The 14,910-nt window shown below is 66.9% G+C and carries 10 protein-coding genes and 1 pseudogene; 9 read left to right on the top strand and 2 right to left on the bottom strand.

Features of this window, described 5'->3' with window-relative positions:
* Position 1 precedes the first annotated feature (1 nt).
* On the bottom strand, positions 2-1,189 hold the full coding sequence (locus tag AC1DQQ_RS03505; RefSeq protein WP_478044243.1) for an arabinan endo-1,5-alpha-L-arabinosidase: 1,188 nt from the start codon (positions 1,187-1,189) through the stop codon (positions 2-4).
* Between the two features lie 141 nt (positions 1,190-1,330).
* Between AC1DQQ_RS03505 and AC1DQQ_RS03500 the strand changes: the two genes are divergently transcribed.
* A complete protein-coding gene (locus AC1DQQ_RS03500) occupies positions 1,331-2,092 on the top strand; it encodes a FadR/GntR family transcriptional regulator (RefSeq protein WP_478044242.1) in 762 nt (253 codons plus the stop codon).
* A gap of 128 nt (positions 2,093-2,220) precedes the next feature.
* On the opposite strand, the pseudogene araD1 reads toward AC1DQQ_RS03500, so the two are convergent.
* Positions 2,221-3,200, bottom strand: a pseudogene (gene araD1, locus AC1DQQ_RS03495) (AraD1 family protein).
* Positions 3,201-3,519: 319 nt separating this feature from the next.
* On the opposite strand from araD1, the gene AC1DQQ_RS03490 reads away from it, so the two are divergent.
* The 8 genes from AC1DQQ_RS03490 to AC1DQQ_RS03455 all read left to right on the top strand — a co-directional run bounded on the left by AC1DQQ_RS03490 (position 3,520) and on the right by AC1DQQ_RS03455 (position 14,864).
* Positions 3,520-4,677, top strand: coding sequence for an aldose epimerase family protein (locus tag AC1DQQ_RS03490; protein WP_478028436.1), 1,158 nt, complete (start codon positions 3,520-3,522; stop codon positions 4,675-4,677).
* A 587-nt stretch (positions 4,678-5,264) separates the two neighbouring features.
* Entirely contained in the window at positions 5,265-6,239 is a 975-nt protein-coding gene (locus tag AC1DQQ_RS03485) for a sigma-54 interaction domain-containing protein (protein ID WP_478028434.1), read from the top strand.
* A gap of 147 nt (positions 6,240-6,386) precedes the next feature.
* Positions 6,387-6,782, top strand: coding sequence for a DUF3467 domain-containing protein (locus AC1DQQ_RS03480; RefSeq protein WP_478028433.1), 396 nt, complete (start codon positions 6,387-6,389; stop codon positions 6,780-6,782).
* A gap of 4 nt (positions 6,783-6,786) precedes the next feature.
* Positions 6,787-11,190: an N-acetylmuramoyl-L-alanine amidase gene (locus tag AC1DQQ_RS03475; RefSeq protein WP_478044241.1), complete on the top strand. Its 4,404-nt coding sequence runs from the start codon at positions 6,787-6,789 to the stop codon at positions 11,188-11,190.
* A gap of 23 nt (positions 11,191-11,213) precedes the next feature.
* Positions 11,214-12,320 carry a hypothetical protein gene (locus AC1DQQ_RS03470; RefSeq protein ID WP_478044240.1) on the top strand — a complete coding sequence of 369 codons (1,107 nt, stop codon included), beginning with the start codon at positions 11,214-11,216 and terminating at the stop codon, positions 12,318-12,320.
* Positions 12,317-12,574 (top strand): hypothetical protein, encoded by a 258-nt coding sequence (locus tag AC1DQQ_RS03465; protein WP_478040459.1) that lies wholly within the window; start codon positions 12,317-12,319, stop codon positions 12,572-12,574. The genes AC1DQQ_RS03470 and AC1DQQ_RS03465 overlap by 4 nt, the downstream gene beginning before the upstream one ends.
* Entirely contained in the window at positions 12,571-13,413 is an 843-nt protein-coding gene (locus tag AC1DQQ_RS03460) for a hypothetical protein (RefSeq protein ID WP_478044239.1), read from the top strand. Before AC1DQQ_RS03465 ends, AC1DQQ_RS03460 begins: the two co-directional genes overlap by 4 nt.
* Positions 13,410-14,864 carry a S8 family peptidase gene (locus AC1DQQ_RS03455; protein ID WP_478044238.1) on the top strand — a complete coding sequence of 485 codons (1,455 nt, stop codon included), beginning with the start codon at positions 13,410-13,412 and terminating at the stop codon, positions 14,862-14,864. Before AC1DQQ_RS03460 ends, AC1DQQ_RS03455 begins: the two co-directional genes overlap by 4 nt.
* The last annotated feature ends 46 nt before the right edge of the window (positions 14,865-14,910 follow it).

Below are 14,910 nucleotides of genomic sequence, written 5' to 3'. Positions count from 1 at the left end.
ATCAATCCTCCGCTTGCGGCCAGCCGTCCGCACCCCAGTGAATCCGTGCGATCCTGAGTGTCGGCGCGCCGTTCTTTTCGCGATCATAAGCATGGTAGGCGAGATAATCGGTGCCGCGGTCGCGCAGCACCCCAACATGGCCCGGCCCACGAAAGCGTTCCTTTTCGGGCAGGTCGGCGCGCAGCAATATGGTGCCCCCACCCCGCATCATCGCGCTGCCGTCCTTGCCAAGATATGGCCCGATGATCGCGCGCGCACGGCCGACGACGGTATAATAAGTGCTCGCGACGCCCTTGCAGCAATAGTCGTAGCTGGCGATCAGCCAGTAGAAGCCGCCGTGATCGATGATGAACGGCGCTTCGACCGGATCGGGCGCGCCGGCCGGCACCGGGCGGCGCGCGATCGCACGGGGCGCCTCACCCTCCTTGGCCAACTTGCCCGTCTTCGGGTCGAGCGCAAAAAGCTTCAGCCCGGTCCAGAAGCTGCCGAGCGCGAGCCAGTGGCGCCCCTTCCGATCGATCACGAAATTGGGGTCGATCGCGTTGAAATCGCTCCGCTCGGTCGACATCACGACCAGCCCCTCGTCGCGCCAACCATAGCCTTGCGCCTTGGGGTCTAGTGTCGGGCTAGTGAACAGGCCGATCGCCGAGCGGTTCGACCCGAAAGTGGAGACCGCGTAATAAAGCCGGTAGCGTCCGTTCACATAGGAGATGTCAGGCGCCCACATGTCCTGCGTGCCGGGCACGGCCCGGGTCGCCCAGTCGGGCAGGCGATCGATCAGCGCGCCCGCCGCTGTCCAGTGAACGAGATCCTTGGACGTCTTTGCGCGAACGAAGCGCCCATTGTCGCTGCCCGTGCTGAAGACATAATAGGTATCGCCCTCGCGGATGATGACCGGATCGTGCGTCGGCACAAGGTCGCCCGTCAACTGGGCATTGAGCGGCGTACCCGGCGGCGCGGACGCAGCGACCGCGGCCGCGCGCGCAGACGAATCCGGGCCGACCCTTGGACCTTCATAAAGGCCATCGCCGGGATGCTCGACGAATTGGGTGAAGGTGCGCGTGCCGTAGATCGGCCGGGACATATCCGCACGGACGGTCGCGGTGGCGCTGTCTCGCGCCGTCGCGGTGGACGCCGTCACGACGACAATCGCGAGTGCACCCAGCATCGTCGTGACCCGTACCGTCAACTTGTCCTCCCCATCACCGCTGCGCCGGCTTTCCACCGTCACCATTGCGGCAACTACTCCGACATATTAGCGTAGTACGGCCAATGCAATCGTCGTTTGATCGCAAGCGTCGAACTGATAAGGGAGCGAGGGGAGATAAGAATGACGGATGAAATGTCCGCGCTCGATTCAGCGCGGCGTCGCCCCGATGGAGCGCGGCAACCTCGCGGCACGGGCCGCCGGCTGCACGGCGCCATCGCCCGCAAGCTCGGCACCGCGATCGTCTCCGGCGAATATGTGCCGGGGGACATTTTGTCTGGCGAGGTCGCCTTCTCCGAAGCGCTCGATGTCTCGCGCAGCGCTTATCGGGAGGCCGTGCAGGTGCTGGTCTCCAAGGGGCTGGTGGAGAGCCGACCCAAGGCGGGAACCCGCATCCTCCCGCGTGACCGCTGGAACCTGCTCGATCCAGATGTCCTCGCCTGGGCGTTCGCGGGGGAGCCCGACACCCACTATGTCCGCTCCCTGTTCGAGCTGCGCGCAATCGTCGAGCCCGCCGCTGCCGCACTCGCGGCCGAACGCCGCGACCGCGTCGAGCTCAAGACGATGAAGGATGCTGTGGCTGCGATGCGCCGGCATACGCTCGCGACCGAGGAGGGGTGCGCGGCCGACCGCGACTTTCATAACGCCATCCTGCGCGCGACCCACAATGACGCCCTCGTCGCGCTCTCCGCCACCGTCGGAGCGGCGGTCAAGTGGACGACCCAGTTCAAGCAACGCCAGCGCGCCCTACCGCGCAACCCGATACCCGACCATGCCCGCGTTTACGACGCCATCGCCGCGCAGGACGCCGACGCCGCCCGCGACGCGATGCGCGTGCTTGTCGACCTCGCGCTCGAGGACACCCGGAGCGCGATGCAGGCCTGAGCCGGCGATTTTTCTACCAATGGTTCGACCGAAATCTGCCGGCAGCGCATGAGCGTATTGGCGACCAACTCGAGCAGCGCGCGATCGCCAGACGATCTCGACTCGGCTGATCGGCCAGCGAATGGCCGTTATAGTGCGCGGACGGCCACGGTGCGCGGCTCGGCGGCGGCAATCGGGTTGCGGACCGGGAGCACAAAGGGTGCCGCGGAAATCTCGAACACGTCCCCGGCCTGCGTCTTGATCTCGTCACTGAATGACAGGGTCGCCGTGCCGAAGAAATGGACATGGACGTCGCCCGGTCGGCAGAACAGGTCGTATTTGAAGTGATGATGTTCCAGATTGGCCAGGCTGTGCGACATGTTGGCCTCGCCGGAGACGAACGGCTTCTCCCAAATCGTCTCACCGTCGCGAACGATGCGGCTGGTGCCCTCGACATGCGCGGGTAGGTCGCCCAGCAGCAGCTCGGGGCCGAGCGCCGCGGGGCGCAGCTTGGAATGCGCGAGCCACAGATAATTGCCACGCTCGGTGACGTGATCGGAAAATTCGTTGGCGAGCGCATAGCCGAGCCGGACGGGCATACCGTCACCGGCGATCAGATAGACTCCCGCGACTTCCGGCTCCTCACCCGCGTCGAGGGCAAAGGCGGGAGACGGCAGCGGGCTGCCCGGCGCGACGATCTGCGAGCCATCGCCCTTGTAGAACCATTCAGGCTGCACGCCGACTCCGCTCTCCGGCTTGCCGCCTTCGACGCCCATCAGGAACATCTTCATCGAATCGGTTTGCTGCGCGGCGTCGCTGATCGCGCGGTGCATTTTGTCGCGGCCCTCGGCCGAGCCGAGATGGTGAGGCCGGTTCCGGTCATCAACAGATGCGCAGGATCGGCATGATCGATCGGCGCAAGCAGCTCCACCGTGCCGAGGTCGAGCGCTTCGCCCTCCCCGGCGGCATCGACGAGCGCGGCCAGCGTGGCGCCTTCGGCAATCGCCCGCCGTGCCAATGCCAGTGTCGTCTCGGCGCCCGGTACGATATGCGGCGCACCGCCGTCGCGCAGCGCCGCCACGCCCCGCAGGCCATCGGCGCCGCGATACTGAATCAAGGATAGGGTCATCAGGTCGTCTCCAAGTCAGCCCGCGGCTCAGGTCAGCACCAGCGCGCCATCGATGCGGCGCGCGGCGTCAGAGGGATTGTCGCTGCGGAGGGCGGGCGGCAGCGGCCGGTCGGGTAGGTTCTGGAAAACACGCCGGTCGCAGGAGATCCGCGATCGCCGGCGCCCCACCCGAAGGCGCTGCGATGGAAACCGGAACCGAAAGCATCCGAAAAACCCCTCCTCGAGCGGCGGCGTTGCCGAAAGCAAATCGCGCGCCCGCCGCTTTACAATTTGTCTGAGTTTAAACTATAGAACCTACAGGTCAAATCAGGAGGGGAACATGGCAATTGCGCCATCCGCGGTAACTCGGCTTGCCGGCATTCTATCGGCAGTGTCCGGGCTGCTCGCGTCCACTAGCGCTTTCGCTGCGACGGCCGAGCGGTCGGCGTTCGGCATGCTTCCCGACGGCCAGGCGATCGAGGCCGTGACACTGACCGGCGCGAATGGGGTGAAAGCCCGAATCATCACGCTCGGCGCAACGCTTCAGGCGCTCGACGCGCCCGACCGCGCGGGAAAGATCGCGGACGTGACGCTCGGCTATGACGATGCGAAGAGCTATGTCGAGCATCCGAATTACTGGGGTCAGACGATCGGGCGCTATGCGAACCGGATTGCAGGCGGGAAGTTCACGCTCGACGGCAAAAGCTACCAGCTGACCCAGAACGACAAGGCCAATTCGCTTCACGGCGGCACCGTCGGCTTCGACAAGCGCGTGTGGCGAATCGTCTCGGTCAAGAACGGCCCGGTCGCCAGCGTCACCCTGGCGCTCACCAGCCCTGCGGGCGACCAGGGCTATCCCGGCACATTGCAGGTGACGACGACCTACACCCTCGACGACAAGGGTAGTCTCACCATCGATTTCGACGCGAAGAGCGACGCGCCGACGATCGTCAATCTCACCAACCACGCGATCTTCAACATGGCCGGCGAAGGCGCTCCCGGGGGTATCTATCGCCATCGGCTGACGATCCCCGCAAGCCGCTACACGCCGGTCAATGCCCTTTTGATCCCGACCGGCGAATTGAAGGCGGTCGCGGGCACCGTGTTCGATTTCGAGAAGGGGCGCATCATCGAGGACGGGATCCGGGACGGGCGCGACCCGCAGATCGTGATGGGGCGCGGCTACGACCATAATTTTGTGCTCGACGCCGGCAAAACCGCGGAGCCCAAGCTGGCGGCGCGGCTGGAAGACCCGGCCTCTGGCCGCGTGCTCGAGCTATTGTCGGATCAACCCGGCGTGCAGATCTACACCGGCAACTTCCTCGACGGGACGCTCGTGGGCAAAGGCGGGCATCTCTATCGGATGGGTGACGGCATTGCGATGGAACCGCAGCTGTTCCCCGACACGCCCAATCAACCTTCATTCGGTTCGGCGCGCGTCGCGCCGGGGCAACCCTATCACCACCGCATGATTTACCGCGTGTCCGTGGCCCGCTGAGTTCCAGAGAGACCCGACTATAACGGCCGAGGCTGGCTTGCGCCCTGATTTCGGGCGTTCAACCCGTTGAAGGGGCGCCCCGAAGCTGCCATTCCTTCGCTTGAGAAGCTGCTGGGAGCTTTCTCGGTGAGAAAACGGTGGTCAATTACCGAGGACGCCGAACTGCCCCGTTGCAGCTTCTGCCAAGCGGCGACCGGAGGTTCGCCTTTGCCGTCGCCAAGTTCGCAAGACTGGTCGGACCTGAATCAAATCCTGACCGGGCCGCTGGATGAGGATCGCACGGGCGTCGGCACTTGTTTTCTGGTCGCGGTCGCTGCGTTTTTGCTTGGCTCACCTGTAACCATAATATTGAGATAGGCCGAGTTTATGCGGCGGTGAACCGTCCGTTTCGGGGCGGATTTGATTTGTCGACTCGGCGGATCTTGCCGTAACATGCAGCGACAGGTCGCAGCCACGACTGTCAGGGCGAAAACGCCGATCGTCACGAACATTGGAAGAACCCGACGCCGCAGGTTTACCTGACGGTAAGGGCAGCTTTCTCTGGAACGGCCGCGCTCAAGAGCGCGCAGCCGAACATGGGGCTGGTCTTGACTCAGGGGGGGGACATTGCGGCGCGGGACGGCCTGTTTGGCGCGAGCACGGCAATCTCCCAATTGCGCGGCTATCTCGCCAAGGTTGCGCTAAGCGACGCCACGGTGCTGGTGACTGGTGAGACGGGTACCGGCAAGGAGCGGGTGGCCAGTGCGGTGCATCGGTTGGGCCCGCGCGCGGCCCGGCCGTTCGTCGCGGTCAATTGCGCGGCGATTCCCGACAGCCTGTTCGAATCCGAGATGTTCGGCCACGAACGGGGCGCCTTTACCGGCGCGCAGTCCAGCTTCCCCGGTCGCTTCGTCGAGGCGGACGGAGGGACCCTGTTTCTCGATGAGATCGGTGAGATGACGCCGCCTGCGCAGGCAAAGCTGCTGCGCGTGCTGGAAGATCGCACCGTCACCCCGGTCGGATCGCTCCGCCGTCAAGCGGTGAACGTCCGGATTGTCGCGGCGAGCAACGAGCGGCTGGAGGAGCTCGTCGCCGAGCGCCGCTTTCGCGCCGACCTTTTCTATCGGCTCAACGTCGCGCGGATCGAGATGCCCCCGTTGCGTGCGCGGCCTGAAGACATCGGCCCGATCGTCGACCAGTTCATCGCCGAGCAGAACCGCCGCCGGTCGCTGCACGTCGGACGACCCGACACGGCATTGCTCGATCACATGCGGCGCTATGATTGGCCGGGGAACGTCCGCGAATTGCGCAATATGGTCGAGGCATTGTTCATCGATCCGCCCGACGGTCGCGCGGTCGGGGTCGGTGATTTGCCCCCCGCCTTCCGCCGCCTGTTCGAGCAGAATCGCTCGGCGGGTGAGCCCGAGCGCGAGCGGTTGGTCAATGCGCTACGCCAGACCAACTGGAACAAGGTCGAGGCGGCGCGGCAAATGAACTGGTCGCGCATGACGCTCTACCGCAAGCTTGCCAAATACGATCTCGATTCCGACCCGAACGGCGATTCCAATGATGTCACACTGTGACACTCGAGAGTGTAACATGCGACAGCCGGAATTATGGCTCAATCCGCCAGCTTTTCAAAAAAGCCCTGTAAAATAGATCGATAGCCTCGTTCGGGCAATTTGGCCCGAGCCTTGCTGAAGGATTCTCATCGCAACGCGAGAGGTTCCGTGACAGCAACCGACCTTGAGCCCGACCGTTACCCGGCAGGCGCCGCAGCGCGCCCCGACCGGCCGCCGCTCGCTTGCTATGCGAACTATTTCGAAGTCGGGCACAACGCGTTCGAGTTCCTGCTCGACGCCGGCCAGGTCGAGCCGCAATCGGGCGACATTCAGCTGATGAGCCGGATCGCCGTCAGCCCGGTTCACGCCAAGTTACTGGCTACCTTGCTCAACCAGTCGATCGCGCAGTTCGAACGCGCGCACCACGACATCCCCGACATTGCCGAGCTCGACGGCGACTTGTCGATCATCAACCCTCAGGAATTCGAACGGCGCGCGATCAACGCCCGCCGCAAGCGCACCGCCGCCGACGGCAGCGCGCATCCCCATCGTGACGAGAGGTAGAATCATGGCAGCGCAACTCCGCCCCAGAAGCCTGAAGGTGACCGACCGCTTCCCGATGCTCAGCTTCACCATCTGGACCGACAGCCCGCCGCGCGTCGCCGAAGTCGTGCTGGCGACCGACCCCGGGTTATTCGTCAGGAAGGAGGGGCGGACGCCATCCACTTTCTACACCAGCCGTGAGCACGGGATGCTTTCGGTGCCGCGTGGCGAAGCGGTCTATGTCGTGCCGCCCGAAGTGCTGGCGCGGTTCATTTCTGCCGACAAATTGTGGTTCGGACTCGCCACGGCGACGCCGCCAACCGCGACTGATTGGATGGTCGACGTGATGCCCACGGCATCGAGCCCGTACATCTCGCTCGGCGAGCTGAGTGACCGGGCGTTGCGCCGCGTCCGGATGTTCCCGACGCGCGTCAGCGGAGCCTATGTCGCCGGGCCCGCTTCGGTCGCGGAATGGGTTGGCGACCGCGCCCAGCCAGGCACGACGCCGGCCTCGCCCGCTCCCGCGGCGGGACAACCTGCGCCGGTCGGGAATAGTGGCACTTCATCGCCAACCACTGCTCCGCCGGCGCATGCGGATGTGCCTTATGACGATGGTTTTGGGCCGCTGCCCCCGCTCAAGGCCGTCGACCAGGGCCCGGTCGCGGCGCCGACAACCGCGACCCCACCCACGCCGGGTGCGATCGCGCCCGCTCCGGCGACGGCGACGGCGCCCGCGGCAACCGCGGCGGGCCTCGCCTTCGGCCGAGCGTTCGACGTCGATCCGGAGAATATGGGAATCGATGCCGCGCCCTACAGCGACGATTCCGCTTCACCACCGGTGGCGCAGGCGAGCGCGCTGGCGCTGACCACCGCCGATTACAGCCGTGTCTCGCGTATCGCGCCATCGCCGGCCTTCACCGCGGGGCGCAACGGCACGACGATCGACCGTATCGTTATCCACATTACCGATGCGCCGACCACATCGAGCACGGTCAACACCTTCACCGCGGCAGGCGCCCAGGCCAGCGCGCATTATCTGGTCGGGCAGGACGGCGAGATCGTCCAGTTCGTCAACGAGGCCGACACGGCCTGGCACGCGAAAGGCGCCAACCGCCGTAGCATCGGCATCGAGCATGTCGCGATCAAGCAAGGCGGCGCCTGCTACCCCAAGCCGGGCGGCGGCCAGCAATGCTATCCCTATACCCCGCCGACCGACACGCAATATTGCGAGTCCGCGGCACTCGTCACCTATCTGTGCGACAAATACGGGCTGACGCCCGACCGCACGACGATCATCGGCCATCGCGAAGCCGATCCCAACACCAGCCATGGCTCGTGCCCCGACGGCGCCTGGGACTGGGATCATTTCATGAATCTGGTCAGCAACCGCTTCTGCGCGCCGCAACCGCAGCCGACCGGCCAGTCGCTCGGCGTCGCGCATGCGCTCGACGGGGGCGGCAACACGATCGAGATCAAATATCGCGCCTTCATCCCGTCGCCGCTGATCAAGGGGCCGCTGTCGGACTACGACCTTGGCAGCCACCTGATCGGTGGCGAGGATTTCGGCGGCGACAATCGCAGCTTCAGCTACGACCAGGGTACCAGCCGCGCCGAGATCACCGCGACGCTGACCCTGGGAGCCGACAGCGGCATCAGCGACCTGCGCACGGTCGACCGGCACTGGGGCGAATCGACCGCCCACGATTCGGCTTACACCTATCATGTCGACGGCAAGCCCGATTGGTGGATGGACAAGGTCGCCGGTGGCCCCGGCCCGTCGCGCCGGGCACGGCTGGCGGTGAGCGATTCGAACCTTCGCATCTATCAGGGCGCATCGAGCACCAGCCGCAGCATCCTGGCGATGACCAGCCAGAGTTCGGTCGTGTCGATCGAAATGGCCGGCGCGCTGCCGCTGATCACCTCGCCCGACATCGATTCCGACGTCGCCATCTATCTCAAGCAAGGCGCCAACGGCCCCGAAGCGATGATCGTCGGCGACCATGACGGCTTCCCGGCGCATGAACTCTATATCAATCGCCAGTTGGTCTATTCCTATGACCCGGTGGCGAACGGCAAGGGGCCGGACTCGCTTATGGCGCCGACCGATCAGGATATCAGCACCAGCTGGATCCCGATCCAGGCGCTGCCATCGGCGGCGGCGCAGTCGCTCGGTGCGGCCGCGCGACGGGTGGCGGCGCGTGCGTCGCGGCGCCCCGCCCGGCTGTCGCACGCGATGGCGGGGTCGTCGCTGGTATTCGCCGACGTGCCCGGCCATTGGCACACGGTCGACTACAAGCATGTGAAGCTGACCTCGGTGGCGTGGGACAACGCGCCCGATCAACCAGTCGCGTTCGTCTTCTTCGGCCATCCCAATGTCGATTTCGACGGATCGCCGACCGCCTATCACCCCGACGACACCGGCGACGACAATCTCGCCAATGCGGTCAGCGACGATGGCCGCTGGGTCGGCGTGGTCGCGATGACGCCGTCCGATCCCCAGGTGGTGAACGGCAACGCGTTGCTCGACCAGCGCCCCGAGCGCGAGAAGAAGGGCCGCTATCCGGTCATTCAGCAAGCGAAGAACGGCGACCCGTCGCCGGGCTATTACGTCTCGCAAACGGCGCGCGCGGCCGATGCGTCGCAACCGGCCTACGCTCAGCGGCGCTATTTCGACGCCTCGCTCGTCCCTTATGGTGCGCTGTCGGGCAAGCTTCGCGACCAAGGCATGGCGCTCGGCGATTTCGGCCTCGCCATTCGCCACGACCAGGCGCTGCAGAGCCCGTTCTACTTCGTCGATTCGGGCGGGGCGCAGAGCTCGGCGCTGGGCGAAGGCTCGCAGAAAGTCGGCACCAATCTCGGCGGCAGCGGCCGCGGCAGTCGGTTCAACAACAATTTTCCGGTCAGTTTCATCGTCTTCCCGCACAGCGCCTCCGACCAGAGCGGGGCGCTCGACGACGCGGCCATCGGCTCGGGCGTCTCGGCCCAGCTTGCTCAGCTCGCCACCGCGAGCAATGCGCGCGACCTCGCGCTGCTGATGGCGGCGAACGAAGCGGCCCCGGGCGGCACGCCCGCCGGCAAGGCCGGCCTCGATGCTTATGCCGCCGACCCCAGCCGAGCACTGCCGGGCAATTTCGCGACGGTCTGCGCCGGCTTGCGTGCTTTTGGCTTCGCGCTGCCCGACCCGGCCGCCGCGCAAAGCTATGGCAGCGTCCGCGCGCTCGATGCCGACGATTGGTCGATCAATTGGGACGAGGTCTATCCGATCCCGCAACCGACCGACAACAGCTGCTGGGCGACCGCCGCGGCGATGGTGATCGGCTGGCGCGACCGCCAGAGCGTCTCGCCCGAGCTGATCGCGCAATGCCACAACCTCACCAGTTCGCTGACTAGCGGCCTCGCGCCCGGCGACAAGCGCGCCTTCGCCAACGCGATCGGCCTGACGGTCGAACCCAATGCCTGTTACACGCCCGAGGGATTCCGCGGCGTGCTCGAGGCGAACGGGCCGATCTGGGTCACCGCCGACGTCCCCGGCATCCACGCGATCGTCGTTACCGGCATGTATCGCAAGGACGGCGCCTATTACGCCCGCATCACCGATCCCTGGGATCGCGTTGTCGGCTCGCCCGGCGCGCCGGGCAATTATGCCGACACGCACCAGACCGGCAGTCAGTACATCATGACCTATGACGCCTTCACCACCGAGTTCGAGGCGGCGGGCAATATCGACCGGATCCAGTTGCTTCATTCCGGCGGAACGTTCGGCCACACGATCAACCGCGGCAGCGCGACGGGGGCGGGCTATGCCTTCTCGCTGGGCACCACTCCGCCGCGCCGCGTGGTGGCCCGGACACACGCCTTGGCCGATCCGGCGGCCGGCGATGACGGGTTCGGCGTCGGCACCGCGCTGACGCGCCAAGCCAGCAGCAAGAACGGGCGTAATTACGACCTCGCCCAACTTGCCGGCATGGTCCTGCCCGAGAACGCGCTGGCGGGTGGGGCAGACGCGCCGGCAATGCCGGGCGAACGCGTGGTGCTCGACGACTGGCCCTATATCGAGGGGCCGAGCGGGCGCACCCAGGCGGGCGTCGCGATCGACTGGAAGTTCCAGGGCGGCGCGGTGGGCGATATCGCCATCACCCCGACCGAGGGTCAGGTGCTCGACGGCTGGAGCGCCACCGTGCGCGCCGACATCTGTCGCAACGGCTCGACTCCCGAGCGGGTCGGGTTGACGGTGCGGGTGACCACGACCTTCAGCCGCGCAGGCGAGGAAGACCAGGTCGCGGTCACCGAGGTGACGCTGTCGGGCGATGGCCGCCAGCAGACGCGGCACGGCGCCGATCGCGCGCCGGCCGACCCGGTCGCGCCCTCCGCGCCCGCCCCAACGCCAGCTCCCGCGCCGGTCCCACAACAGCAATTGCAGCCGGCCTGAGCCCGGCGCGCGGATAACGGCTGATGGCTCGCCTCATCCCTCCTCCGCCGCCGGCGCGCGGCAGCTTCGCTCCGGCGATGGCGCTGGCGCGCGACGCCTTCGGGCGCGAGATCGCCGATCCGAGCGGCCCGGCGGGCGATGAATCGACCGACGGCGTGCTGCCGGCGTCGGACACGACGACGACCGGCGGATCGACCGCGCCCAAGGAAAAGGCGACCGATGCGCTCGGGCGGCGCGCCGGCGCCTTGTCCGACGAGATCGATTTCCCGGCCTTCGTCGCGTCGCTGGTGCACGGCACGTTCGATGCGATCGTCGACAGCTCGATCAAGCAGATGGAGGCCTTTGCCGACCTCGTCAGCGCTGTTTCCAAGCCGCTCGACCAATTCACCCAGGAAAACGTCACCCAGGGGCAGGCACGCGCCTGGCTGGTCGAGCAATATCCGCGCGACGTGACCCTGGTGCAGAATGGCGGCGACTATACGCTGGCGCCGCTCACCAAGCCCACCAGCAATGGCAGCAGCGACGACAGCGGCGACGACGCTGCCGAACCGAGCTGGCTCGCCGACTTCGGGGAGGACGGCAACGAATTCTCGGCCGACACACTCGAGAACAACATCCTGCCCAAGGCGCGCGAGCGCGTCGCGCAGCAGCGCCTGTCGACCTTGTCGACGATGGTGCTGCTCGGCATGCAGCGCGTCGTCATCAAGGACGGCTCGATCGGCGCGCGGCTACGCTTTCGCGCTGCGGCGACCGACAATGCCGCGGTCCAATATGCCACGTCGAACGACCCCGGCACCGGCGGTACCACCTGGGGAGCGCGTGGTAGCGAAGGCGCGATCACGAAGGTCTCGACGGTCGGCGTCAACGCGCAGTCCGACAGCGAGCTAAAGGCCGAATTGTTCGGCGATGTGAAGATCAACTTCGCGTCGGAAACGCTGCCGCTCGATCGCTTCGTCGATGAGGCGCAGCGGACCTTGCTCGAACGCCATAGCCGCCAGGCGGCGCCGAAGCCCGCGGCCGCAGTGGCCGCGCCCACCCCGGCACCTGCCTTGCCCGCTCCGCCGACGCCCGCGCCCGCCCCCGTTGTCGCGCCGGCCCCCGCGCCCGCGCCCGCCGGAGCGCAGGCATGAACGGCCGCCGCCCGCTCGGTGAATTGCTCGGCGATCTCGCCGATGCCGCGCACCTGATGGGCGGTGGCGGTGCCGTCCGCGCGCGATCGCTCGAAATGACGTTGCCGATCGACGTACGGTTAGTGACGTCGGCCACGGGTACCGAAGTGATCGGCGACGTGCCGTTGTTCGTGACGCGCACCGCCTTCGATCCCGAGCCCGCCCGGCTCGCGGTGACGTGGCACGTGGTACCGGCCGACGGAGGCGCGTCATGAACGGCACCGCGACACTCCGGCTCGAAGACTTCATCCAGGCGGTGCAGAGCCAGCTCGACAACGCCCAGTCGGCGATGGCGATCAAGGCGCGCAACCTCAACCTGCCGCTGACCTTCGCGATCAAGGACATCAACCTCGATCTGCGCGCGCATGTCGAGTTCACCGACAGCGAGATCCGCATTCGCCCCGCCGGCCCGGGTGAAACCGACACCAGCATGTTCCACCTGGTGTTCACCGCGATCACGCGCCCGGCGATCGAGGAGAACGCGGTCGCGATGTCGGACGATCCCGACGACCAGCCGCTCGACGAACTCGGCGACGAGCTGACCAGCGACGAACGCAAGCGGCTCGAATGGGCGGGCGTGCGGACGGTCAAGCAACTCCAGCGCGCCGAGGAAAAAGGATCGGTGCACACCATCGGCCGCGTCACCAACCTGTCGATCGACCGGCTGCGCAAGGCGCTTGACCGTTCGTCCGAACCTCTGGTCCAGCGCGTCGAGCCGGTGCGTCCGGCGCCGGGTGCCGATCCCGAAGCGCCGCCGATGATCCGGGTCACCGGGCGCAACCTCGTCCGCGGTAATCTGTTCCCGCACGTCCGGATCGGCGACAAGCCGGTGTCGATCCTGAAATCCGCGTCGAACGAGTTGCTCCTCGCGCCGAGCCACGACCAATGGGCTGGCGAACTCGCGATCGCGCCCGAACCGGCGCTGTCAACCGCGATGAGTTTCGACCTCAGCGCGTTCGCGCCGGTCCGCCGTTCGGCCGACACCGCGCCCGAGCCCGTCCTGGCGCCGATCGGTATCGCCGCCATCCCCGAACCGATGGTGACGCGGCAATGACGATCCGCGCACTCGGCACGCCCTGGGCCTCGCCAGGCGAACGGCAATACAGTCTGCCGACCAGCCTGATGCTCAAGCTCGCGCTCGGGGAAGCGCCCGCGCACGTCCCCACGGTGCGCGACATAGCGCGCGGGGCACTCGCCGCCGCGACCTCGATCGACGGCGGTGCGATCGACCGCATCATCCGCGAACGAACGGGCGGGTTCCGCGCCGCGCGGATCTTCTCCGCTGCGGGTGCGCATGGTGCCGGGCATGGACATCTCGGCTATGACGCGATCGAGCAGCAGACCGGGATGGCGCGGACGCTGATGCTGCGCATCCCCGCCGGCACGCCGGTCGGCCAACTCTGCCAAACGCTCGCGCAACTGCCGACGGTCGAAAGCGCCACGCCCAATTACGTCGCGGTGACCCCGTTCGACGCCGCCCACGCGCTCGCCGTGCCTGACAATGACGATGGCTGGGCGCCGCGCGAGATGGTGCGCCTGGCCGAGGCGCATGCGATCGAACCGGGCGACGACGGCATCGTGGTCGGACTGGTCGACAGCGGGGTCGAGAAGCATCCCGAATTCCCCCACACCTTCCGCGCCGGGTTCGACACGGTGCGGCTCGAAAGCGCGGACGTCGCGCCGGGCGTGCAACTGCTCGGCGATCATCGCCGCAGCGACGGCAATCCCGAGGATCGCTTCGTCGGCCACGGCATGGGCTGCGCCGGGATCATCGCGGGTGAGGGCCTGCGGATGCCGCGCGGTTTGGGCGGGGCGTGCCGGATCATCCCGATGCGCGCGCTGGCCGCGGCGCGGTTGCCGGGCAAGAACAATGCGGTCGGGCTGGGCGCGATCAGCGACCTCGACATGGCGATGAAGCTCGCGGTCGATCTCGGCGCCAAGGTCATCAACATGAGCTTCGGGACTGACGATTCCGCGCTGGCGCCGCACAGCCCGAAACCGCACGCCGACACCGTCGCTTATGCCATCGCGCGTGGCTGCATCCTGATCGCGGCGAGCGGCAATAACGGGCGCGAGACGATCTATTGGCCCGCCGCTTATCCCGACGTGATCGCGATCGGCGCGGTCGGGGCGGATCGCCGCCCAACCGCCTTTTCGACGCGCGGCGACCATGTCGCCTTGTGCGCGCCGGGCGAGCGCGTGCTGACCACCGCGATCGACGGCTATCAATATGCCACCGGCACCAGTTTCGCCGCACCGTTCGCGGCCGGTGCCGCGGCCCTGCTCGTCGCGCGCAGCCATCGCCGCGCCCGGCCGATCGATGCCGAGACGGTGCGCAACATCCTGATGCGTACCGCGCAGCCCTTCGCCGCGAGCGGTGTCAACGGCTGCGGCGCCGGCATTCTCGACGCCGCGGCAGCGCTTGCCGCACTCGACCAGGATCTCGACCGCGCGCTCGGCCAGCCGAGCGACGGGGATGACGATGGAGGCGCCGATGACGGCTGATCCGACATCCCCACGCTGACCAGCCAATCCCGAACGAATTCAAGGA

The sequence above is a fragment of the Sphingomonas sp. P4_G3 genome (assembly GCF_056401105.1).
This window is presented reverse-complemented; position numbering and strand designations above follow the sequence as displayed.

Bases quoted from the DNA above. Each gene is read 5' to 3' on its own strand.
- AC1DQQ_RS03500 (WP_478044242.1), top strand. From the start codon at position 1,331: ATGACGGATGAAATGTCCGCGCTCGATTCAGCGCGGCGTCGCCCCGAT.
- AC1DQQ_RS03490 (WP_478028436.1), top strand. From the start codon at position 3,520: ATGGCAATTGCGCCATCCGCGGTAACTCGGCTTGCCGGCATTCTATCG.
- AC1DQQ_RS03475 (WP_478044241.1), top strand. From the start codon at position 6,787: ATGGCAGCGCAACTCCGCCCCAGAAGCCTGAAGGTGACCGACCGCTTC.
- AC1DQQ_RS03470 (WP_478044240.1), top strand. From the start codon at position 11,214: ATGGCTCGCCTCATCCCTCCTCCGCCGCCGGCGCGCGGCAGCTTCGCT.
- AC1DQQ_RS03465 (WP_478040459.1), top strand. From the start codon at position 12,317: ATGAACGGCCGCCGCCCGCTCGGTGAATTGCTCGGCGATCTCGCCGAT.
- AC1DQQ_RS03460 (WP_478044239.1), top strand. From the start codon at position 12,571: ATGAACGGCACCGCGACACTCCGGCTCGAAGACTTCATCCAGGCGGTG.
- AC1DQQ_RS03455 (WP_478044238.1), top strand. From the start codon at position 13,410: ATGACGATCCGCGCACTCGGCACGCCCTGGGCCTCGCCAGGCGAACGG.